The sequence below is a fragment of the Rhodococcus sp. ZPP genome, from assembly GCF_017656075.1.
In the GTDB taxonomy this organism is placed as follows: domain Bacteria; phylum Actinomycetota; class Actinomycetes; order Mycobacteriales; family Mycobacteriaceae; genus Rhodococcus_F; species Rhodococcus_F oxybenzonivorans.
Window position 1 is genome coordinate 6,222,915 of record NZ_CP058638.1, and the last position, 20,415, is coordinate 6,243,329.

Genomic DNA, 20,415 nt, shown 5'->3' on the forward strand with positions numbered 1-20,415 from the left:
GTGTGGAATCGGTCACTGCACGGGATCCTTCACCGCGACGGCTACGAGGTCGAGGCTGTCGTCGATGTTGCCCTCGCGCAAGACGAAGTCGTCGACCGTGATGCCCTCGACGTCACGGGTGAGTTCCGGTGGCCAGGGTTCGCCCGCGAGGGCCCGGTCGATCTGGGCGCCGATGAACGAACCACCGTGCTTGGCGTCGAGGGCCTTCAGCCGTTCACCGTGGTGGACGCCGGTCATCAGCGACACCGTGAACCCCGCTTCCTCGAGCAGCTCGGTCAACTCGGTGGCGTCGAGTTCACGGGTGTGGAAAGGGTTGAGCGGTGTGTCCCGACCGGGCGAGAACGTAATTCGGTTGGGGGTGCTGACGAGAAGTTCGCCGCCCGGCGTCAACACGCGGAAGCACTCCCGCAGAAACTGCGCTTGATCCCAGAGATGTTCGATTACCTGAAAATTGACGACGGCGTCCACCGAGGCATCGTCGAGGGGAAGCTCGGCCAGGTTGCCGTGCAACATCTCGACCCGGGGGTACCGGGCCCGAACGTGTTCGACTGCGGAAATGTCGTAGTCGAGCCCGGTGACGCGCTTCGCCACGTCGGCAATCATGTTGGCGCCGTAGCCTTCTCCCGATCCTGCTTCGAGGACGGTCCGGCCGGCGCAGCGGGGCAGGAGGTCGCGGTAGACCACCTCGTGACGCCGGAACCAGTAGTTCTCCTCGGGGATGCCGGGCACGGTCCGCTCGCCCGTGAGGGGCAGTTGCTCGTCTCCGGTTGCGGGCAGCGGTGCGTTCTCGCGGTCGCCGACAAATGATTCGCTCACCGGTGCGAGATTAGTGCCACCGACGAGGTCGCTCGTCCAGGTGGTCCACATCACAGCACCGAAAGTGATGTTCAGGCTTATGGTGAACGAGGCTTTCACGCAAGTTACCAGCGGGTAACTTAGCGTGAGGTAATCTGTCGCAGAGCAATTGTGCGAGGACATACGAAGACGAGAGCTCCGCTCATGCGGAGCAACTCGCGATAACCAGGCAAGTACACACAGGAGGTCGACGAAGACCCATGACGAACATCGTTGTTTTGATCAAGCAGGTCCCCGACACATGGTCCGAGCGCAAGCTGACCGACGGTGACTACACGCTTGACCGCGAGGCCGCCGACGCCGTGCTCGACGAGATCAACGAGCGGGCCGTCGAAGAGGCGCTTCTCATCAAGGAAGCGCAGGGCGGCGAGGTGACCGTGTTGTCCGCAGGTCCGGACCGCGCCACCGACGCCATCCGCAAGGCCCTGTCCATGGGTGCCGACAAGGCTGTGCACATCAATGACCCCGCACTCCACGGTTCCGACGCGATCCAGACGGCGTGGACGCTTGCGGCCGCTCTCGGACAGATCACGTTCGAGAACGACGAGCCCGCCGACCTGATCATCGCCGGCAACGAGGCCACCGACGGCCGGATGGGCGCGATTCCCGCGATCATCGCCGAATACCTGGGCATCCCGCAGCTCACGCAGCTGCGCAAGCTCACGGTTGCCGACGGTGTCGCGACCGGTGAGCGGGAGACCGACGAGGGTGTGTTCGGCCTCGAGGCGAACCTGCCTGCCATCGTGAGCGTCACCGAGAAGATCAACGAGCCCCGTTTCCCCTCCTTCAAGGGCATCATGGCCGCGAAGAAGAAGGAAGTCATCACCTACACCCTGGCCGACCTCGGGGTGGACCCGGAGACCGTCGGTGTCGCGAACGCGGGCACCACCGTCACCGCCTCGACGCCCAAGCCCCCGCGTACCGCTGGTGAGCGCATCGTCGACGAGGGCGACGGCGGCAGCAAGATCGCCGCATACCTCGTCGGCCAGAAGATCATCTGATCCGCGCCCTCCACAGACCAGCAGACATATACAGGGAGAGTTAGACATGGCAGAAGTACTGGTGCTCGTCGAGCACGCAGAGGGTGCACTGAAGAAGGTCAGCACCGAACTGATCACGGCCGCTCGCGCGCTCGGTGAGCCGGCCGCAGTGGTCACCGGTCCCGCCGGTACCGCGGACAAGCTCGCCGACGCACTCGCGGCTGCGGGCGCAGCCAAGATCTATGTCGCCGAGTCGGATGACATCGAGGGCTATCTGGTGACCCCGAAGGTCGACGTCCTCGCGTCGCTCGTCGAGTCCGCTGCCCCGGCCGCGGTCATCACCGCCGCGAGCATCGAAGGCAAAGAGGTCTCCGGACGTCTCGCCGCCCGCATCGGGTCCGGCCTGCTCTGCGACGTCGTCGACGTGAAGTCCGACGGCAGCGCTGTGCACTCCATCTTCGGTGGCGCGTTCACCGTCGAAGCGAAGGCCAACGGTGACGTCCCGGTCATCTCGGTGCGTCCGGGTGCCATCGAGGCGAAGCCGGAGGCAGGCGCGGGCGAAAAGGTCGAGGTCGAGGTTCCCGCGCAGGACGAGGGCGTCGTCAAGATCACCTCGCGTGATCCGATCGTCGGCGGCGACCGGCCCGAGCTCACCGAGGCGACCGTCGTCGTCTCCGGTGGCCGTGGCGTCGGCAGCGCGGACAAGTTCTCCGTCGTCGAGGAGCTCGCCGATTCGCTCGGCGCCGCGGTGGGCGCCTCGCGTGCCGCCGTGGACTCCGGCTACTACCCGGGCCAGTTCCAGGTCGGTCAGACCGGCAAGACGGTCTCCCCGCAGCTGTACATCGCGCTCGGCATCTCCGGTGCCATCCAGCACCGCGCAGGTATGCAGACCTCGAAGACCATCGTCGCCGTGAACAAGGACGAGGAAGCGCCGATCTTCGAGATCGCCGACTTCGGCATCGTCGGCGACCTGTTCAACGTGGCTCCGCAGCTCACCGAGGCTGTCAAGACCCACAAGGGCTAGAAATCGCCTTGTCGGCGGCCCCGTTCCCCTCGAGGGAGCGGGGCCGCTGTCGTATCTATACCGTTCACCCCGACTGCATCGACACGACACCTCGTCGATGCCCCGCCGCCGCCCCTGCTCGGTAAACCTGCGCCATGACAACTTCGTCTGTTCTTCGCGCAGCGAGTGACACCGCCGATACCGTTGTAGTTCCACCCCGGTACTCCCTCGTAGTCTCCTCCGACCGCGAGCATCGGGTGGCGGCCCAGCGGCTGCGTTACCGCGTGTTCGCCGCGGAGCCGGGTTTCTCGGTTCCCGCCACCACCACTGGGCTCGAGGCCGACCGATTCGACGAATTCTGTGACCATCTACTCGTCCGCCACGAGGCCACCGGCGAATTCGTCGGCTGCTACCGCATGCTTCCGCCGGATGCCGCCGCGCAGGCCGGTGGCTATTACACGGCCACCGAGTTCGACATCTCGGCCCTGGACCCGCGAGGCAATCGGATCGTGGAGATGGGCAGGGCGTGCGTCGACCCCGACCACCGTTCCGGCTCGGTACTGAGCCTGATGTGGTCCGGAATTCTCCACTACCTGCAGCTGACCGGCTACGACTGGGTGATGGGCTGCGTGTCCGTGCCCATGCAGGAGCATCCCGATGTCCCGGCCGGCTCCAACGTGCGCGGCGTGCGAGATCTGCTCCTGAGCAAGCACGGCAACGACCCTGCGGCCCGGGTCGTTCCCCGCAACCCGGTCCGCGTGGCCGGCCGATCCCTCGACGAGATCGAGCCACCTGCCCGGCCTTCGCTGCCCCCGTTGCTGCGGGGGTACCTCCGTCTGGGCGCGAAGGTGTGCGGGGAGCCGGCGCACGACCCGGAATTCGGTGTCGCCGACTTCGTCGCGCTGCAGGGACTGCATCACGCGAACGAGCGTTACCTCGAACGGCTGCGTTCGGCATCGGCGTACCTCGAAACCGGGACCCAGGCATGAGCACCACCTCGAGCGAGACGCCGGTTCCCGTCCACGCCTGGATGCCGTCGAGTCCGTGCGGCAGCGGATGCCTGCCCCCGGAGGCGCCGGGAGTCTCGGCTCTTGTCGTCGCGATCCGTTGGTTCCTCGTAGCCTCCGCCCTGGTGACCGCGCCGCTGCTGACGGCCGGGTGCGTGATGCCACAGACGTGGCGGACCGGTCTTCAACGCCGGTACGCGGCAATGCTGCTGCGGTGTGTGGGCCTGCGGCTCGAGGTGGTCGATCACCGCGGGAAGCGGCGGCACGAGGGTGGCATCCTGGTGGTGGCGGGTCACGTCTCCTGGACCGACGTCCTGGTTCTCAGTGCTCTTCACCCGGCGAGCTTCGTTGCGCGGGGAGACCTTCTCGACTGGCCGATCCTGGGGTCGCTCGCGCGGCGGATGCGGATCGTCCCGATCGACCGGCACGACCTGCGGGCGCTGCCGGGCACCGTGGCCGCAACAGCGACACGACTGCGGGACGGCGAAAGGGTGGCCGCCTTCCCGGAGGGGACGACGTGGTGCGGGCGCGCGTACGGAGGTTTCCGCCCGGCGCTGTTCCAGGCGGCGATCGACGCGGAGTGCCCGGTGCAGCCGGTGTCCCTGCGGTACACGATGCGCGGGGGAGAATTGACCACCGGGCCGTGCTTCGTGGGTGAGGAGACCATCGGCGGGTCGATTCGGCGAATCATTCGGCACAAAGGCGTCGTCGCCGAAGTCCGGCTGGCGCCGATCGAGTACCCGGGAGAGTCGCGCCGAGATCTTGCCGCCCGCTGTGAGCGCGCCGTGCGGGGTTCCGAGCCCATCGATCTCGCAGCGCACGACATCCTCGATCCGACGCGGGAGCCCGCCCAGCGGGCCGATACCCGGATCGAGACGGAAGAGCGCCTGATCGCCTGAGTTATCCTGGTCGGGTCATGACCTCTGCCCGCAGTGCCGACAGCCCTGTCTACCTGGACCACGCAGCTACCACTCCCATGGTGCCCGCGGCCGTCCAGGCGATGACCGACGTCTTCTCGACCGTGGGCAATGCGTCCTCGCTGCACGGCTCGGGGCGTGCCGCCCGTCGGCGTATCGAGGAGGCGCGCGAATCGATCGCGGCCGACCTCGGGGCCCGTCCGTCCGAGGTGATCTTCACCTCCGGCGGAACAGAAAGTGACAACCTGGCGGTCAAAGGCATCTTCTGGGCCCGCCGCGACGCCGATCCCGCCCGGGTGCGGATCATCACGAGTTCCGTCGAGCATCATGCCGTCCTCGACGCGGTGGAGTGGCTCGAGCAGCACGAAGGCGCCCAGGTTTCGTGGCTTCCGGTCGACGAACGCGGTCGGGTGTCCCCGCACGTGCTGCGCGACGAATTAGCCCGCCATGCCGACGAAACCGCACTGGTCACGATCATGTGGGCCAACAACGAGGTCGGCACGATCATGCCGATCGCCGAACTGGCAGCGGTCGCGGCGGAGTTCGAAATTCCCATGCACAGCGACGCGGTCCAGGCCGTCACCCATCTGCCCGTCGATTTCACCGCGAGCGGTCTCTCCGCGCTCAGTATCGCCGCGCACAAGGTGGGCGGCCCGCAGGGAGTCGGTGCACTGCTGCTCGGACGGCAGGTGGCATGCGTTCCGTTACTGCACGGCGGCGGTCACGAGCGCGACGTGCGTTCGGGTACCCCGGACACGGCCGGTGTCGTCGGGATGGCAGCGGCATTGCGGCACGCCACCGCGAACCTCGACGCGCGCGCCGAGGAGTTGACCGTCCTGCGGGACCAGCTGATCACCCGAGTGCAGGAAATTCTTCCCGACGCCGTGTCGAACGGGCCGGTCGGTGCTGCACGCCTGCCCGGCAACGCCCATTTCACTTTCCCCGGCTGTGAGGGTGATTCCCTGCTGATGTTGCTCGACGCAGCGGGAATCGAGTGCTCCACCGGATCGGCGTGTACGGCGGGCGTGGCTCGCCCGAGTCACGTCCTGACGGCGATGGGTGTGGACCCGGCCACCGCGCGGGGTTCGCTGCGGTTCTCGTTGGGGCACACGTCGACGGCGGGAGACGTGGAAGCGTTGATCGCGGCGCTGCCGCAAGTAGTGGAGCGAGCCCGCGCCGCGGGGCTCGCCGGTGTCGGAGCGCGTGGAGGGAATCGTTGATGCGAGTACTGGCGGCCATGAGTGGCGGAGTCGACTCCGCCGTCGCTGCGGCCCGGGCTGTGGCTGCAGGGCATGACGTGGTCGGTGTGCACCTTGCGTTGTCCGCCGAACCGGGAACCTTGCGGACCGGATCGCGGGGGTGCTGCTCCAAAGAGGACGCCGGTGATGCCAGGCGTGCGGCGGACGTTCTCGGAATCCCTTTCTACGTCTGGGATTTCGCCGATCGCTTCAAGGAAGACGTGATCGACGACTTCGTGGCGTCCTACGCCGCCGGTGAGACACCCAACCCCTGCCTGCGCTGCAACGAGAAGATCAAGTTCGCGGCGCTGGCGGACCGCGCCATCGCACTCGGGTTCGACGCAGTGGCCACGGGTCACTATGCGCAGCTTCACGACGGGGTGCTCCGGCGCGCTGTCGATGCCGACAAGGACCAGTCCTACGTTCTCGGTGTGCTCACCGCCGAGCAGTTGTCCCGGGCGATGTTCCCGGTAGGTGACACCCCGAAAGAGCAGATCCGGGCGGAGGCGGCCGAGCGGGGTCTGGCCGTGGCGAACAAGCCCGACAGCCACGACATCTGCTTCATCCCCTCCGGCGACACCAGGGCGTTCCTCGGCGCGCGGATCGGTGTGCGCCCGGGAAGTGTGGTCGACGCCGACTCGGGTGAAGTTCTCGCGGAACATGAAGGCGTACATGGCTTTACCATCGGCCAGCGCAAGGGTCTCGGCGTCCAGGGTCCCGCAGCGGACGGACAGCCGCGGTACGTCACGGCGATCGAGCCGGAGACGGGCACCGTCCGGGTGGGTTCTGCTCGCAACCTCGAGGTGCACACGATCAGCGCCGAGCGAGCCGTCTGGACGTCGGGCCGGGTGCCGGACGCGCCGATCGAGTGCACGGTTCAGGTACGCGCGCACGGCGGCCTGGCCGAGGCCGTGGCCGAGGCAGTCGACGGCGGCATCGCCATTTCGCTGCGCGAACCCCTCACCGGTGTGGCCAAGGGTCAGGCAGTGGTCCTCTACCGAACGGATCCGGCGGGCGACATCGTCCTCGGCAGTGGAACGATCTCGGGTACCGACTCCCGTCCGACCGCGCAGTGACACACACTGTTTCGCTGGCCGGTGCCGTCACCGGCGTCGGCTCGTGGCCCGGAACCGATGCACGCGAAGCCGCCACGATCGTTCTCGGTGAACTGGGCAGGCTTCCCCACCTGGTGGAGTTGCCCGCGCGGGGGCTCGGAGCAGACATGATCGGCCGTGCGAGCGCACTTCTCGTCGATCTGCAGCTGGACGTATCCACGACGGCGTACCGGGTGGTCTCGCGGAGAGGTTCGGTGGCCAAGCGGGCCACCGACCTGCTGAACCAGGACCTCGACGCGCTCGAAGAAGCCTGGGAGACAGCCGGTCTGGTCGGCGCCGACCATGTGGTGAAAGTGCAGGCGGTCGGACCGCTCACCTTGGCCGCGGAAGTGGAGTTCGGCACGGGCCGCCGCGTCCTCACCGATCCGGGCGCGGTGCGGGACTTCGCCGAGTCGCTGGGCGAGGGTGTGGCCCGGCATGCCGCCGAGGTAACCCGGCGTCTCGGTGCGCAGGTCCTGATCCAGTTCGACGAACCGCGGTTGCCTGCGGTGCTGGCTGGCACGTTGTCCGGCCGGACCCGTCTCGAGACGGTTCGCGCGCTGCCCGAGCCGGAGGCCCTCGCGGTGCTCGAGGCGGCTCTCACCGGCTCCGGTGGTGTCACGATGGTGCACTGCTGCGCCGCGGGGATACCCACCGACCTGCTGCGGCGCAGTACGGCACGAGCAGTCGGCCTGGACGTGGCGCAGCTGACAGCAGCCGATCTGGACGGCATCGGGGAACTGCTCGACGCCGGGAAGGAGCTGGCTCTCGGATTGATCCCCAGCGTGGCGCCGTCGATCCCCACCACGTGGCGTGACCTCGCCGCACCGGCCGTGACGCTGATCGACCGACTCGGCTTTCCCCGCACGACACTGCGCACCCAGGTGGCGGTCACGCCGGCATGTGGGCTCGCCGGAGCAGACGAGCAGTGGAGTCGTGAGGCCCTGCGTCTGAGCACTGAAGTGAGTAGTGCGTTCACCGACGACCCCGAATCACTGTGACTCGCGGGTTGGCTGTCGGCCCGACCGGTTAATCTTCGGACGTGACTGAATCGACCGAAGCCCCGACACCCGCCCCCGGCGACGTACGGGAGCGGTGGAACGAACTGGCCGAGGAAGTGCGGCAGCATCAGTTCCGCTACTACGTCCGCGACGCGCCCGTCATTTCCGACGGTGAGTTCGATGCGCTGCTCGGACAGTTGAACGACCTCGAGAACCAATACCCGGACCTGCGCACCCCCGACTCGCCGACCCAACTCGTCGGCGGCGGCTTCGCGACCGATTTCACCTCCGTCGACCACCTCGAGCGCATGCTCAGTCTCGACAACGTGTTCGCCACCGACGAGTTGCGCACCTGGATCAGCCGGGTGGAACAGGAGGCGGGCGCCGATCTGCCCTACCTCTGCGAGGTGAAGATCGACGGCGTCGCACTCAACCTCGTGTACGAGAACGGCCGACTCGTGCGCGCAGCCACTCGCGGTGACGGGCGCACGGGCGAGGACGTCACACTCAACGCACGCACGATCGACGATATTCCGGAAAGACTCACCGGCACAGACGAATACCCGGTTCCCGCCTTGCTCGAGGTGCGCGGCGAGGTGTTCTTCCGGCTCGAGGATTTCGCGGCTCTCAACGCCGCGCTCGTCGACGAAGGCAAGGCGCCCTTCGCGAATCCCCGCAACTCCGCAGCCGGCTCGCTGCGGCAGAAGAATCCCGCGGTCACTGCCCGTCGCCGTCTCGGAATGATCTGTCACGGTTTCGGCCGGATCGAAGGGTTCGAGCCCGTCTCGCAGTACGACGCCTACACGGCGCTGGCCGCGTGGGGTCTGCCCGTCTCCTCACACACCTCCCGTGTCGTGGGCGCCGACGCGGTGGTGGCGAAGGTCCAGTACTGGGGCGAACACCGGCACGACGTCGAGCACGAAATCGACGGACTGGTGGTGAAGGTCGACGAGATGTTGCTGCAACGCCGGCTCGGTTCCACCTCGCGAGCCCCGCGGTGGGCGATCGCGTACAAATACCCGCCCGAGGAAGCCACCACCAAGCTCCTCGACATCCGGGTCAATGTGGGGCGGACGGGACGGGTTACACCTTTCGCCTACATGGAACCGGTCACCGTCGCCGGTTCCACCGTGTCACTCGCCACCCTGCACAACGGCTCCGAGGTCAAGCGCAAGGGTGTCCTGATCGGTGACACCGTGGTGATCCGCAAGGCTGGTGACGTCATCCCAGAGGTTCTGGGCCCCGTCGTCGACGTGCGTACTGGCGACGAGCACGAGTTCGTCATGCCGACGCACTGCCCCGAGTGCGGCACCCTCCTGGCCCCGGCCAAGGAGGGGGATGCCGACATCCGCTGCCCCAATCAGCGCTACTGTCCCGCGCAGCTCCGCGAGCGGGTCTTCCACGTCGCGGGCCGCGGCGCGTTCGACATCGAGGTGCTCGGTTACGAGGCCGCGACGGGGCTGCTCGAGGCCGGGGCGATCGAGGACGAGGGTGACCTGTTCTCGATCACGGAGGACGATCTCCTGAAGACGTCGATCTTCCGAACCAAGGCGGGGGCTCTCTCCGCCAACGGCCGGCGGCTCCTCGACAACCTCGACTCCGCGAAGGACAAACCGCTGTGGCGGGTGCTCGTGGCATTGTCGATTCGTCATGTGGGACCCACGGCTGCCCGTGCGCTTGCCGGCGAGTTCGGTTCGCTCGATCGGATCCGCCAGAGTTCTGTCGAGGAGTTGGCGGCAGTTGACGGCGTGGGCGGCACCATCGCCGCCGCGGTCGCGGAATGGTTCGGAGTCGACTGGCATCTGCAGATCGTCGAGAAGTGGGCGGCGGCCGGGGTGCGCATGGAAGATGAACGTGACGAATCGATCCCGCGCAACCTCGAAGGCTTGTCGATCGTGGTGACCGGATCACTCGAGACGTTCTCGCGTGATCAGGCCAAGGAAGCCATCCTCGTCCGAGGCGGCAAGGCCGCGGGTTCGGTGTCGAAGAAGACGGCCTATGTGGTGGTCGGGGAATCACCGGGCTCGAAGCATGACAAGGCCGTCGAACTCGGTGTTGCTGTTCTCGACGAGGACGGATTCCGGCGACTGCTCGAAGGTGGGCCGGAGGCTGTGGCCGATTCGGAGATGTGACCGGTTCCTCACTCCCGTTTTTTGGGCACCGTGAGGTGTACTGCCATAGTTCTGGACATGATCGAAATACGGGATGTGACCCCGGACGAGTACGAGGTCGTCGGCGACCTGACGGTGATCGCGTACGTCGGCGGCGGATTCGTCGAAGCGCACGATCCGTACACCGAACGCCTGCGTGATACGGCCGGACGTGTGGAGAAGGCGGATGTCCGGGTTGCCGTCATCGACGGCCGGGTCGTCGGCTCCGTCACGATCGCGGATCCGACGTCGCCCTACGCGGATGTGGCACAGCCGGGCGAACTCGAGTTCCGCATGCTCGCGGTGTCGCCGGACGCGCGCGGCTCCGGCGTCGGTTCGGCGTTGGTGCGGCACGTACTGGACACCGCCTACGACCGGGGCGACCGCGCCGTTGTGATGTCGACGCAGCCGTCGATGGAAGCTGCCCGGCGCATCTACGACCGCAACGGATTTGTTCCTGTGGCCGAACGGAATTGGCATCCGGTACCCGGCGTGGAGTTGACCGTCCTGGTCCGCGAACTGGTGTGAGGCAGGCCGCGGGTCAGGCCCTCAGCCCAGCACGGTTGCGATGATGCCGGCCAGATATCCCAGCCGCGCGACTTCCGAAGGGCGGAACTCCGGACCCCCGGGCCGGCCCAGCATCAGCACGCGGCCGGTGGCGCCGAGTGGGGCCGCGGCCAGGGTGGTGTTCATATCGCGCCACACCCGCGGTACCCAGTCACCCTCACCGTCCAGCGCCGTCGGCTTCTCGAGGGGCATCCACGGGATGTCCGTGGCATGGGTTTCCGGAGCTCCGGAACTGCCGACCACGCGGTAAGCGCCCCGCGGTCCCAGGTCCGCGACCACGGACCAGCCGACGCGCAGCACCCGCGGAGCGCCGTCGACCAGAACCTGCAGACGGTCGTCCGCCGCGGTGGCCACCTGATCGATCAACTCGAGTTCGCGGTGGGTGTCGAGTATTCCGGCGTAGGGACGAATGGAATCGATGGTGACGTCGGGGAGGGCCTCGGCGGCGGTGATCAGGGTGTCGGGGAGGGACCCCGGCTCGACATCGACCACGAGGTCGTCGATGGCGAATCCTGCACCCCGCTCCACAACGTCGAGCGACAGAATGTCAGCGCCCACCGAACCGAGGGCGACGGCGAGCGAGCCGAGGCTACCTGGTCGGTCGGGGAGCTGGACGCGAAGCAGATACGACACGTGCGTCCCTTTCACCACGAGATAAACGCGGGAGTGCTACCTGCGACCCCCGTCACGACCATCCTTGCACTTTCGGTTCCGAGTATGCGGTCCCCCCTCCGCCTTCGGGGACCGGCTGCGCGGGAGTTGCTGGTCGCGCTCGATTAGTTGACACCCCCGATACCGAATCGCCTCATTCGCGAAACATGTCGACTCGAAACCTGGGCCCGTCACCACCACACCGGTCGTGGTCTTCGTGGTTCCCCACCCTTCCCGACCGTCGGGAAGCGGCGCTGGCTGCACGGCTGATCCGGCCACGCTCTAGGCTGGGAAGGACATTGTGTACGTCCGACCTGAAAGGGGCCCCGCGGTGCCTGCCATCTCCCGTGACGAGGTCGCGCACCTCGCGCGGCTGTCTCGACTCGCCCTGACCGACGCCGAACTCGACGAGTTCGCGGGTCAGCTGGACTCGATTCTCAGCCACGTGAAGGTGGTCACCGAGGTTCCCGCAGAAGACGTCCAGCCGATGGCGAACCCGAACGCGGTCACCAACGTGACCCGTCCGGATGTGATCGTTCCCGGGCTCACCCCGGAGCAGGCGCTGTCCGGCGCGCCCGCTGTCGAACAGGATCGCTTCGCCGTCCCGCAGATTCTCGGAGAGGGCGAATGAGCGCCGAACTGACCACACTCGACGCGGCAGAACTGGCGTCGAAGATTCACAGCCGTGAGGTGTCGTCCGTCGAGGTCACCCAGGCACATCTCGACCGCATCGCGGAGGTCGACGGCGGACTCGGAGCCTTCCTGCACGTTGCGGGGGAGCAGGCCCTCGTTTCGGCGAAGGAGGTGGACGGCGCACTCACGGCCGGTGAGGCTCCTGTTTCGCCGTTGGCGGGAGTTCCGTTGGCGCTCAAAGACATCTTCACGACCACCGACATGCCCACCACGTGTGCCTCGAAGGTCCTCGAGAACTGGGTGGCCCCCTACGACGCGACTCTCACGAGCAAGCTCCGCGCCGCCGGAATCCCGATCCTCGGCAAGACCAACCTCGACGAGTTCGCCATGGGCTCGTCCACCGAGAACTCCGCGTACGGCCCCACCCGCAACCCGTGGGACACAACACGCGTCCCGGGTGGCTCGGGTGGCGGCAGCGCCGCGGCGCTCGCATCCCGGCAGGCTCCGCTCGCGATCGGTACCGACACCGGTGGATCGATCCGTCAGCCCGCCGCCCTCACCGCGACGGTGGGCACCAAGCCGACCTACGGCACGGTGTCCCGTTTCGGCCTGGTCGCCTGTGCGTCGTCGCTGGACCAGGGTGGGCCCTGTGGTCGCACAGTTCTCGACACCGCCCTGCTGCACGAGGTGATCGCCGGGCACGATCCGCGCGACTCCACCTCCATCGATGCGCCGGTCCGCCCGGTGGTCGCCGCGGCGCGGGAGGGCGCGGGCGGCAACCTGCGGGGTGTGAAGGTCGGCGTAGTCAAGGAACTGCACTCCGACAGCTACCAGCCCGGCGTCCTGTCCTCGTTCGACGCTGCCGTGGCACAGCTCACCGAACTGGGTGCCGAGGTCGTCGAAGTGTCGTGTCCCAACTTCGAATACGCGCTCGCGGCGTACTACCTGATCCTCCCGAGTGAGGTGTCCTCCAATCTCGCCCGGTTCGATGCCATGCGTTACGGACTGCGGATCGACGAGGGTGACATGAGCGCGGATCAGGTGATGGCAGCTACCCGTGCCGCGGGCTTCGGCCCGGAGGTCAAGCGTCGCATCATGATCGGTACCTACGCACTCTCGGCGGGGTACTACGACGCGTACTACGGCCAGGCGCTCAAGGTCCGGACTCTCATCTCCCGCGACTTCGACAGGGCCTATGAGAAGGTCGATGTCCTCGTGTCGCCCACCAGTCCGTTCACGGCCTGGAAGCTGGGGGAGAAGGTCGGCGATCCACTCGCGATGTATCTGTCGGACCTGTGCACCCTGCCTACCAATCTCGCGGGCCACTGCGCCATGTCCGTTCCGTCCGGGCTGTCGGCGGACGACGGTCTCCCGGTCGGGTTGCAGATCATGGCGCCGGCGCTGGCCGACGAGCGGCTCTACCGGGTGGGTGCGGCGTTCGAAGCTGCTCGTGGTCCCCTCGAATCACCGAGTGAGGTCGCAGTCGGGTAGGGCGGTGCCCTGTTCCTTCCCGTAGCGATGCCCGTGCCCGGCGGGGAAATTCAGCGCCGACAGCAGGTCGACGCTCGCCTGGAGGAACGTCAGGCCGGGAATCCACTGTGGGACAGGAGCATCGGCCACGGCCCGTGACAGATCGGGCCGGCGCAGGATCAGGTCGGGTGACCACCACACGACGGGATCGGACGTGTTGGCCAGAACCGTTGCGCCGTCGGTCATCACGGACCCGGCGGGCGGTCCGGCCCACAGCGCCCCGCATGCTCGCCGACCGAGGTCTGCCGCGTCGGCGAATTGCGCGCTCCCGCCGACGGATCCGAGGCTCTGACCGTAGACGTAGAGAGCGGGACGGATCGCATCGGGTAGTGCCGTGATGCGATCGGCGACCGCATCGAACAAGGCTGCCGCCGATTCGTCGGCCGCCGAACGGCCGAAGACGAAGGTGATCCAACTCGGTGCGTAGGAATATTGGAGCCCGACTATCGCGACGTCGTCGTCGAAGCGGTCCTCGAATCCTTCCGCCGCGTTCTCGTCGATCCAGCCGGAGCCGGTGGGGACGGTGACGACGATGGCCGAGCGGGCGAATCCACCGGCCCTCTTGAGTTCCGAGACTGCCAGCGCCGCACGGGACTTCACGTCCGGTGCCGAGTTCATCCCGACGTAGGTGCGGATACTCCCGGACTGTTCACCGGCCGCCACGAAGCGACGTCCCTGCCGCCCGAGCGACTCCCAGCTGACGACGGACTCGGAGCTCCCCGCTCGTGCGGCGGACATTGGACGCTGCAGCGAGACGTCGACCACGTCATTGGAATCGCTGTAGGAACGCGACATCATCTCCCATACCGCGGGCCCGGCGACCAGTTGCAGACCGGTCGCGAGAACGACGGCCGTCGTAGCACTGCCGATCCAGCCGAGACGGTGGGCCACCGAGGAGACGGTCGCACCGGCGACGACCACGACCACGAAGGTCGTTACGGCTCCGAGGAGTACCTGCATCCAGTGGCCCGGGCCGACGCTGCTCATCCCCATCACCTGTCGGAGGGAGTCCTGCCAGTGATCGGCCGCGACCATCGCCCAGGTGGTGGTGACCATCGCGCCGAGCAAGGCGAGGAGTCGAACGGATTCCCGTGGTACCCGGGAGCCGGAGGAGCGGGTGAGCACCTGTCGCAGCCGACGAGCGAGGACGAGCATCCCGAGCCCCGTCGCAGCGAGGACCCCGGTGAACAGGGCCTGCGTCAGGGCGCTTCGAGGGAGCAATGACGGTGTGAGAGAGGCGAGTACGCAGAGAGTGACGACGATCGTGGAGGACGCCCGAGGAAGTGCCGATACCGGAATCGTCGTGGCGAGGGCCCGGCGCAGCGCAGATGCCGGTACCGGGCTGCCGTAGTCCCCGGGAGGTCGGGTGCTCAAAACGATGGTCGTGCTCATGCGACGGCTCCCTCGGGTTCCGGACGGCGGCGGAGGGACCAGACGGCGCCCGCGAGAAGCGTCACACCGAGACCGCCTGCGAGCCCGTACTTGACTCCGGACTCCGTGACGGGCGCGGAATATCCCTGGCGCCAGCTGTTTCCCGTGACGGCAGTGGCCGCGATGTTCGCCATGACGGAGCAGGATGCGCGGGCCCGTTCGTCGACGCGCGTGTCACAGGCCGCGTGCATGCGTCGATCGAGCTGTGCGTCCAGGCTCTGTCGGGCCCACGGCTCGAGGTCGTTCCCGGACCGGGAGGCGTAACGGAGGAGGTCGTATCCGAGGTCGTGGGCCTTGCACGACGCAACGAATTCGACCGGCAGCGGAACCGGGGACGAGCAGTCGCCGTCCGGGTCGGCGAGCATTCCCTCGACGCGCTGGGGTGTGTACCCCATGACGGATTCGAAGTCCTCGGGGATGGACGCTTCGCCGAACTCCTCGGCGGAGGTGAGCGTGCGTACCGCGTCCGATGCGGCGGTGTTCTCCGCCCGGGGTGTGCCCGCGGTCCCGGTGCCGGAAAACCCGGTTGTGGTCAGAAGTGCCGTTGCGGCACAGGCCACCGCTGCCCACGTAGTTCTCCGTGTCCCCGTCGTTCGCATGAGGACGACGGTATGAACAAGCGTTACGCAGCCACATCACACCGGAGTCCGGTTCGATTCCTGGCTTCGGAGGACCAGTCGGCTGAAATCTCATACCTCGGTACTAGAAGTACCTCGGCCCGCGGAGTGAGGACGCGCTGCGAAGGCAGCTCCTACGCTCGACGTGTGGACAAGAAGACGCGAATCCGGAGCGTTGCTCGAGGTCAGTGGCTCAACGTGGCAATTGTCTCGGTCACAGCGATTCTCTTCGCTGTCGCGTGGCCGACACTGCAATTGACGCACCAGGTCAGCCCACCGATTCAGCCGTTCGTTGCGGCGCTCGCAGCGTTCCCCTTCGTTCTGATCCGCGCCAACCCTGCACTCGGGTGGGCTGTCTCTGCAGTGTCGGCTCTGGTCATTCCGCGAGTCTTCGGACTGCAGGAGGGTTACGACTATCCCTGGCAGGTAGTCCATATCCTGGTGATCCTCGCACTCCTGGCGGCTGTGAGTATGCGGGCGGCGATTCCCGTGGTCGGTGTCGCGTGGATCTCGACGGTGCTCCTCTTCCTTGCCGACACTCCCGGCACCAACGGCCGCGGCTGGGCCGTCGGGCTCACGGCGATCGTCGTCTTCGGCCTGCTGATCCGCTGGCTCGTGCTCTCCCGCAGGCAACTCGCCCGGCAGGAGGAGTTGAGCGAGCTCGAACGCACCCGTCGCACGATTCTCGAGGAGAAGGCGCGCATCGCCCGCGACCTGCATGACGTTGTCGCACATCACATGTCGATGGTCGTCGTGCAGGCGCAGAGCGCTCCCTACCGCATCGCGAACGTGTCGGCCGAGACCCGCGCGGAATTCGAGTCGATCGGCGCCGCCGGGCGCGCCGCACTGAACGAGGTGCGCGGACTGCTCGGCGTCTTGCGGAGCGACGGCCAGCTCGCCGAGCACGCCCCGCAGCCGGGGGTGGACCAGATCGGAGAGTTGCTCGAGGGCAGTCGGCGGGCCGGGATTCCGGTCACCTGGACTGTGTCCGGTGATCAGACACTCGTGTCCGAGTCGGTCGGATTGGTGATGTATCGCATCCTGCAGGAGTCACTGGCCAATACCGCGCGGCACGCATCGGGTGCGGCGGTCGAGGTGAAGATCACGTACCAATCTCCGATCGTGTCGCTTGCCGTGGTCAACGGTCCGGCGAAACGGAGTCTCGCATCCGCGCTGACCAGGCACGAATCCACCGGAGGCAACGGAATCATCGGCATGCGCGAGCGTGCGCAGGCCGTCGGGGGAGTGCTCACCACCCGGATGCACGACAACGGTGGATTCGAGGTGCACGCCGAGTTTGCGGCCGCGTCAGCCTAGGCTGACGGGCGTGGCCATCACCGTGTTCATCGCAGACGATCAAGCCATGGTCCGTCAGGGCTTCGGCGCCCTCCTCTCCTCACAGCCCGACATCAGCGTGATCGGCGACGCACCGGACGGGGCGGTGGCGGTGACCGAGGTCAAACGTCTGCGTCCCGACGTGGTGCTCATGGATGTCCGGATGCCGGAGATGAACGGCCTCGATGCGGCGCGCCTGATCCTGTCGGCCGGATTCGACCCCCCGGTGCGTGTGCTGATGCTCACCACCTTCGACGTCGACGACTATGTCTACGAAGCACTCAGCATCGGAGCCAGCGGTTTCATGCTCAAAGATGCGCCCGCCGAAGAACTGGTTCGTGCGGTCCGCGTCGTCGCCGATGGGGAGGCACTTCTGGCGCCGACCGTCACCAGGCGTCTCATCGCCGACGTGACCAGCCGCCGCAGCACTACCCGTCGTAAACCCGCTGCGCTGTCGGCGCTGACCCCGCGCGAGCGGGAGGTTCTCGAACTCATCGCCCGCGGGATGTCCAACACCGAGATAGCCGACCGCCTGTTCGTCGCCGAGCAGACCGTCAAGACGCACGTCGGAAAGGTGCTGTCCAAGCTCGATCTCCGCGACCGCGCACAGGCCGTGGTACTCGCCTACGAGAGTGGCCTCGTCACACCGGGCTGAAAAAGAACCCGGCGGTCCGAGGTGCTCTCACGGCGCCGGAGCGGCAAGATGGATAAGGAGAACCACCATCACCACACGAGATGCCGTCCCTCCGGGGCGCGGCGCCGCAACGGGAGAACGAGGGGTGCTTGGATGCGGATCGGGATCCTGACCGGCGGCGGCGACTGCCCCGGACTCAATGCGGTGATCAGGGCGGTGGTGCGCACTGCCGACGGTCGGTACCGCAGCTCGGTGGTCGGATTCCGGGACGGGTGGCGCGGCCTGCTCGAGGATCGCAAGGTTCCGTTGTCCAACGACGACCGGATCGACCGCATCCTCACCCGCGGCGGCACGATCCTCGGAACGGCCCGGGTGAACCCGGACAAATTGAAAGCCGGACTGGACCAGATCCGGCAGACCCTCGACGACAACGGGATCGACGCCCTCATTCCGATCGGAGGTGAGGGAACGCTCACTGCCGCAGGATGGTTGGCAGAAAGCGGTGTCCCGGTCATCGGGGTTCCGAAGACCATCGACAACGACATCGACTGCACCGACGTGACGTTCGGCTTCGACACCGCGCTGTCCATCGCGACGGATGCGATCGACCGGTTGCACACCACGGCAGAGTCGCACCAACGGGTCATGCTGGTGGAGGTGATGGGCAGACACGCCGGCTGGATCGCGCTGCACTCGGGTCTGGCGACGGGCGCTCACCTCACCCTCGTTCCCGAGGTGCCGTTCGACGTCGCTGAGGTGTGCGACATGGTGAAGAAGCGGTTCCAGCGGGGCGACTCCCACTTCATCTGTGTCGTCGCCGAGGGTGCGGCACCCACCCCCGAGTCGATGACGCTGCGCGAAGGCGGCATCGACGAGTTCGGGCACAAACGATTCACCGGTGTCGCGCAGCAGCTCGGCGCCGAGATCGAGCGCCGCATCGGCAAGGAAGTACGGACAACGGTTCTCGGGCACGTGCAGCGGGGCGGCACTCCCACCCCGTACGACCGGGTACTCGCCACCCGCTTCGGGGTGCACGCCACGGACGCGGTCCACCGCGGAGACTTCGGGCAGATGGTCGCCCTGCATGGCACGTCGATCGAATTGGTGGCGCTCACCGACGCCACCCGTCACCTCAAGACCGTGCCGCGCGAGCGGTACGACGAGGCAGCCGCCTTTTTCGGCTGACCGCGTTTTTCGGCACACGAGCAGGCGCATAAACTCTTCTGCATGACTGCTGTCGACGCGCCGGCCCTCCTCGACTACGACGATGTGCTCGCCAAGTACGAGCCTGTTCTCGGCATGGAGGTGCACGTAGAGCTCGGCACCAACACCAAGATGTTCTGCCCGTGTCCCACCGAGTTCGGTGCGGAGCCGAACACGCAGGTATGCCCGGTGTGCCTGGGCCTGCCGGGGTCGTTGCCGGTGGTCAACGAGGCGGCGGTGGAGTCCGCGATCCGGATCGGTCTGGCGCTGAACTGCTCGATCACGCCGTGGGGCCGTTTCGCGCGGAAGAACTATTTCTACCCGGACCAGCCGAAGAACTATCAGATCTCGCAATACGACGAGCCGATCGCCACCGACGGTTACCTCGACGTCGTTCTCGACGACGGCACCACCTGGCGCGTCGAGATCGAGCGTGCACACATGGAAGAGGACACGGGGAAGTCGCTGCACGTCGGTGGCGCGACCGGCCGTATCCACGGAGCAAGCCACTCGCTGCTCGACTACAACAGGGCGGGCGTGCCGCTGGTCGAGATCGTGACCAAGACCATCAGCGGTGCCGGTGCGCGAGCGCCCGAGGTGGCCCGCGCCTACGTCACCGCTCTGCGTGATCTGCTGAAGTCGCTGAAGGTGTCGGACGTGCGCATGGACCAGGGCTCGATGCGCTGCGACTCCAACGTGTCGCTGATGCCGATCGGTGCTACCGAACTGGGAACCCGGACCGAGACGAAGAACGTCAACTCCCTCAAGAGCGTCGAGGTGGCGGTCCGGTACGAGATGCGCCGTCAGGCCGCCGTGCTGGAGTCGGGGGGTGCGGTGATCCAGGAAACACGCCACTTCCAGGAGGCGGACGGCACCACCTCGCCGGGCAGGCGCAAGGAGACCGCCGAGGACTACCGCTATTTCCCGGAACCCGACCTCGAGCCCGTAGCTCCCAGCGCCGAATGGATCGAGGAACTCCGCGGCACACTGCCGGAGTTGCCGTGGGTCCGTCGGGCCCGGATCCAGGCCGACTGGGGTGTTTCCGACGAGGTGATGCGCGACCTCGTGAACGCAGGTGCCCTCGACCTCGTGATCGCCACGGCCGAGGCCGGAGCCTCCCCGGAAGCCGCACGGTCGTGGTGGGTGTCGTACCTCGCCCAGCAGGCCAACACCCGCGGCGTGGAGTTGACGGCCCTGCCGATCACCCCGGCGCAGGTGGCCGAGGTGGTCGCGCTCATCGACAACGGCACACTGAACAACAAGGTGGCGCGCCAGGTGGTCGACCGCGTCCTCGACGGCGAGGGCGACCCCAAGCAGGTTGTCGCAAACCATCCGGAATTCGTGGTCGAGCGGGACGACACCAAGTTGAAGGCGGCCGTCGACGAGGCCTTGGCAGCCAACCCTGATATCGCCGACAAGATTCGCGGCGGAAAGGTGGCCGCTGCAGGCAAGATCGTCGGCGACGTGATGAAGGCGACGCGGGGTCAGGCAGATCCCGCACGCGTCAAGGAACTCGTCATCGAGGCGTGCAGCTAGACCCTTACTGTTGCGCTGGTCTCCGCGGGCGAG

General features: G+C 67.1%; 19 protein-coding genes. 15 read left to right on the forward strand and 4 right to left on the reverse strand.

The features are described 5' to 3' along the window. Positions 1 to 12: 12 nt before the first annotated feature. The gene (locus tag HYG77_RS28660; RefSeq protein ID WP_208961311.1) at positions 13 to 816 is read right to left on the reverse strand and encodes a class I SAM-dependent methyltransferase; all 804 of its coding nucleotides are present in this window, start codon (positions 814 to 816) and stop codon (positions 13 to 15) included. A 239-nt stretch (positions 817 to 1,055) separates the two neighbouring features. Here HYG77_RS28660 and HYG77_RS28665 point away from each other — a divergent pair, with 239 nt between their 5' ends. The 9 genes from HYG77_RS28665 to HYG77_RS28705 all read left to right on the forward strand — a co-directional run bounded on the left by HYG77_RS28665 (position 1,056) and on the right by HYG77_RS28705 (position 10,773). Further along, complete coding sequence (locus tag HYG77_RS28665) at positions 1,056 to 1,856, forward strand: electron transfer flavoprotein subunit beta/FixA family protein (protein ID WP_109331080.1); 801 nt, start codon at positions 1,056 to 1,058, stop codon at positions 1,854 to 1,856. A gap of 46 nt (positions 1,857 to 1,902) precedes the next feature. Beyond that, on the forward strand, positions 1,903 to 2,859 hold the full coding sequence (locus HYG77_RS28670) for an electron transfer flavoprotein subunit alpha/FixB family protein (RefSeq protein ID WP_109331078.1): 957 nt from the start codon (positions 1,903 to 1,905) through the stop codon (positions 2,857 to 2,859). A 134-nt stretch (positions 2,860 to 2,993) separates the two neighbouring features. After that, entirely contained in the window at positions 2,994 to 3,827 is an 834-nt protein-coding gene (locus HYG77_RS28675) for a GNAT family N-acyltransferase (RefSeq protein WP_159926063.1), read from the forward strand. Then, positions 3,824 to 4,744 carry a lysophospholipid acyltransferase family protein gene (locus HYG77_RS28680; protein WP_208961312.1) on the forward strand — a complete coding sequence of 307 codons (921 nt, stop codon included), beginning with the start codon at positions 3,824 to 3,826 and terminating at the stop codon, positions 4,742 to 4,744. The genes HYG77_RS28675 and HYG77_RS28680 overlap by 4 nt, the downstream gene beginning before the upstream one ends. A 17-nt stretch (positions 4,745 to 4,761) precedes the next feature. Next, positions 4,762 to 5,982, forward strand: a complete 1,221-nt coding sequence (locus HYG77_RS28685; RefSeq protein WP_109331070.1) for a cysteine desulfurase family protein — start codon at positions 4,762 to 4,764, stop codon at positions 5,980 to 5,982. Next, positions 5,982 to 7,076, forward strand: a complete 1,095-nt coding sequence (gene mnmA / locus HYG77_RS28690; RefSeq protein WP_208961313.1) for a tRNA 2-thiouridine(34) synthase MnmA — start codon at positions 5,982 to 5,984, stop codon at positions 7,074 to 7,076. Before HYG77_RS28685 ends, mnmA begins: the two co-directional genes overlap by 1 nt. Next, positions 7,073 to 8,095: a methionine synthase gene (locus HYG77_RS28695; protein ID WP_208961314.1), complete on the forward strand. Its 1,023-nt coding sequence runs from the start codon at positions 7,073 to 7,075 to the stop codon at positions 8,093 to 8,095. The genes mnmA and HYG77_RS28695 overlap by 4 nt, the downstream gene beginning before the upstream one ends. A 41-nt stretch (positions 8,096 to 8,136) precedes the next feature. Then, positions 8,137 to 10,227, forward strand: coding sequence for an NAD-dependent DNA ligase LigA (gene ligA, locus HYG77_RS28700; RefSeq protein WP_109331064.1), 2,091 nt, complete (start codon positions 8,137 to 8,139; stop codon positions 10,225 to 10,227). Between the two features lie 57 nt (positions 10,228 to 10,284). Further along, a complete protein-coding gene (locus tag HYG77_RS28705) occupies positions 10,285 to 10,773 on the forward strand; it encodes a GNAT family N-acetyltransferase (protein WP_109331063.1) in 489 nt (162 codons plus the stop codon). A 21-nt stretch (positions 10,774 to 10,794) separates the two neighbouring features. Here the strand turns inward: HYG77_RS28705 and HYG77_RS28710 are convergent, their stop codons facing one another. Continuing rightward, positions 10,795 to 11,445 (reverse strand): amino acid-binding protein, encoded by a 651-nt coding sequence (locus HYG77_RS28710; protein ID WP_109335189.1) that lies wholly within the window; start codon positions 11,443 to 11,445, stop codon positions 10,795 to 10,797. 349 nt (positions 11,446 to 11,794) lie between these two features. Between HYG77_RS28710 and gatC the strand changes: the two genes are divergently transcribed. Continuing rightward, positions 11,795 to 12,094 carry an Asp-tRNA(Asn)/Glu-tRNA(Gln) amidotransferase subunit GatC gene (gene gatC / locus HYG77_RS28715; RefSeq protein WP_109331061.1) on the forward strand — a complete coding sequence of 100 codons (300 nt, stop codon included), beginning with the start codon at positions 11,795 to 11,797 and terminating at the stop codon, positions 12,092 to 12,094. Next, positions 12,091 to 13,587, forward strand: a complete 1,497-nt coding sequence (gene gatA / locus HYG77_RS28720; protein ID WP_109331059.1) for an Asp-tRNA(Asn)/Glu-tRNA(Gln) amidotransferase subunit GatA — start codon at positions 12,091 to 12,093, stop codon at positions 13,585 to 13,587. Before gatC ends, gatA begins: the two co-directional genes overlap by 4 nt. Here the strand turns inward: gatA and HYG77_RS28725 are convergent. Continuing rightward, complete coding sequence (locus HYG77_RS28725) at positions 13,561 to 15,018, reverse strand: alpha/beta-hydrolase family protein (protein ID WP_208961315.1); 1,458 nt, start codon at positions 15,016 to 15,018, stop codon at positions 13,561 to 13,563. The two genes, gatA and HYG77_RS28725, sit on opposite strands and share 27 nt — an antisense overlap. After that, positions 15,015 to 15,656 carry a hypothetical protein gene (locus tag HYG77_RS28730; protein ID WP_208961316.1) on the reverse strand — a complete coding sequence of 214 codons (642 nt, stop codon included), beginning with the start codon at positions 15,654 to 15,656 and terminating at the stop codon, positions 15,015 to 15,017. Before HYG77_RS28730 ends, HYG77_RS28725 begins: the two co-directional genes overlap by 4 nt. A 165-nt stretch (positions 15,657 to 15,821) precedes the next feature. On the opposite strand from HYG77_RS28730, the gene HYG77_RS28735 reads away from it, so the two are divergent. The 4 genes from HYG77_RS28735 (at position 15,822) to gatB (ending at position 20,382) form a co-directional block, all read left to right on the forward strand. After that, the gene (locus HYG77_RS28735; RefSeq protein WP_109331055.1) at positions 15,822 to 16,991 is read left to right on the forward strand and encodes a histidine kinase; all 1,170 of its coding nucleotides are present in this window, start codon (positions 15,822 to 15,824) and stop codon (positions 16,989 to 16,991) included. Positions 16,992 to 17,001: 10 nt separating this feature from the next. Next, positions 17,002 to 17,664: a response regulator transcription factor gene (locus HYG77_RS28740; RefSeq protein ID WP_109331053.1), complete on the forward strand. Its 663-nt coding sequence runs from the start codon at positions 17,002 to 17,004 to the stop codon at positions 17,662 to 17,664. 132 nt (positions 17,665 to 17,796) lie between these two features. Then, entirely contained in the window at positions 17,797 to 18,828 is a 1,032-nt protein-coding gene (locus HYG77_RS28745) for an ATP-dependent 6-phosphofructokinase (RefSeq protein ID WP_109331051.1), read from the forward strand. 42 nt (positions 18,829 to 18,870) lie between these two features. Continuing rightward, positions 18,871 to 20,382: an Asp-tRNA(Asn)/Glu-tRNA(Gln) amidotransferase subunit GatB gene (gene gatB / locus HYG77_RS28750; RefSeq protein WP_208961317.1), complete on the forward strand. Its 1,512-nt coding sequence runs from the start codon at positions 18,871 to 18,873 to the stop codon at positions 20,380 to 20,382. Positions 20,383 to 20,415 lie beyond the last annotated feature (33 nt).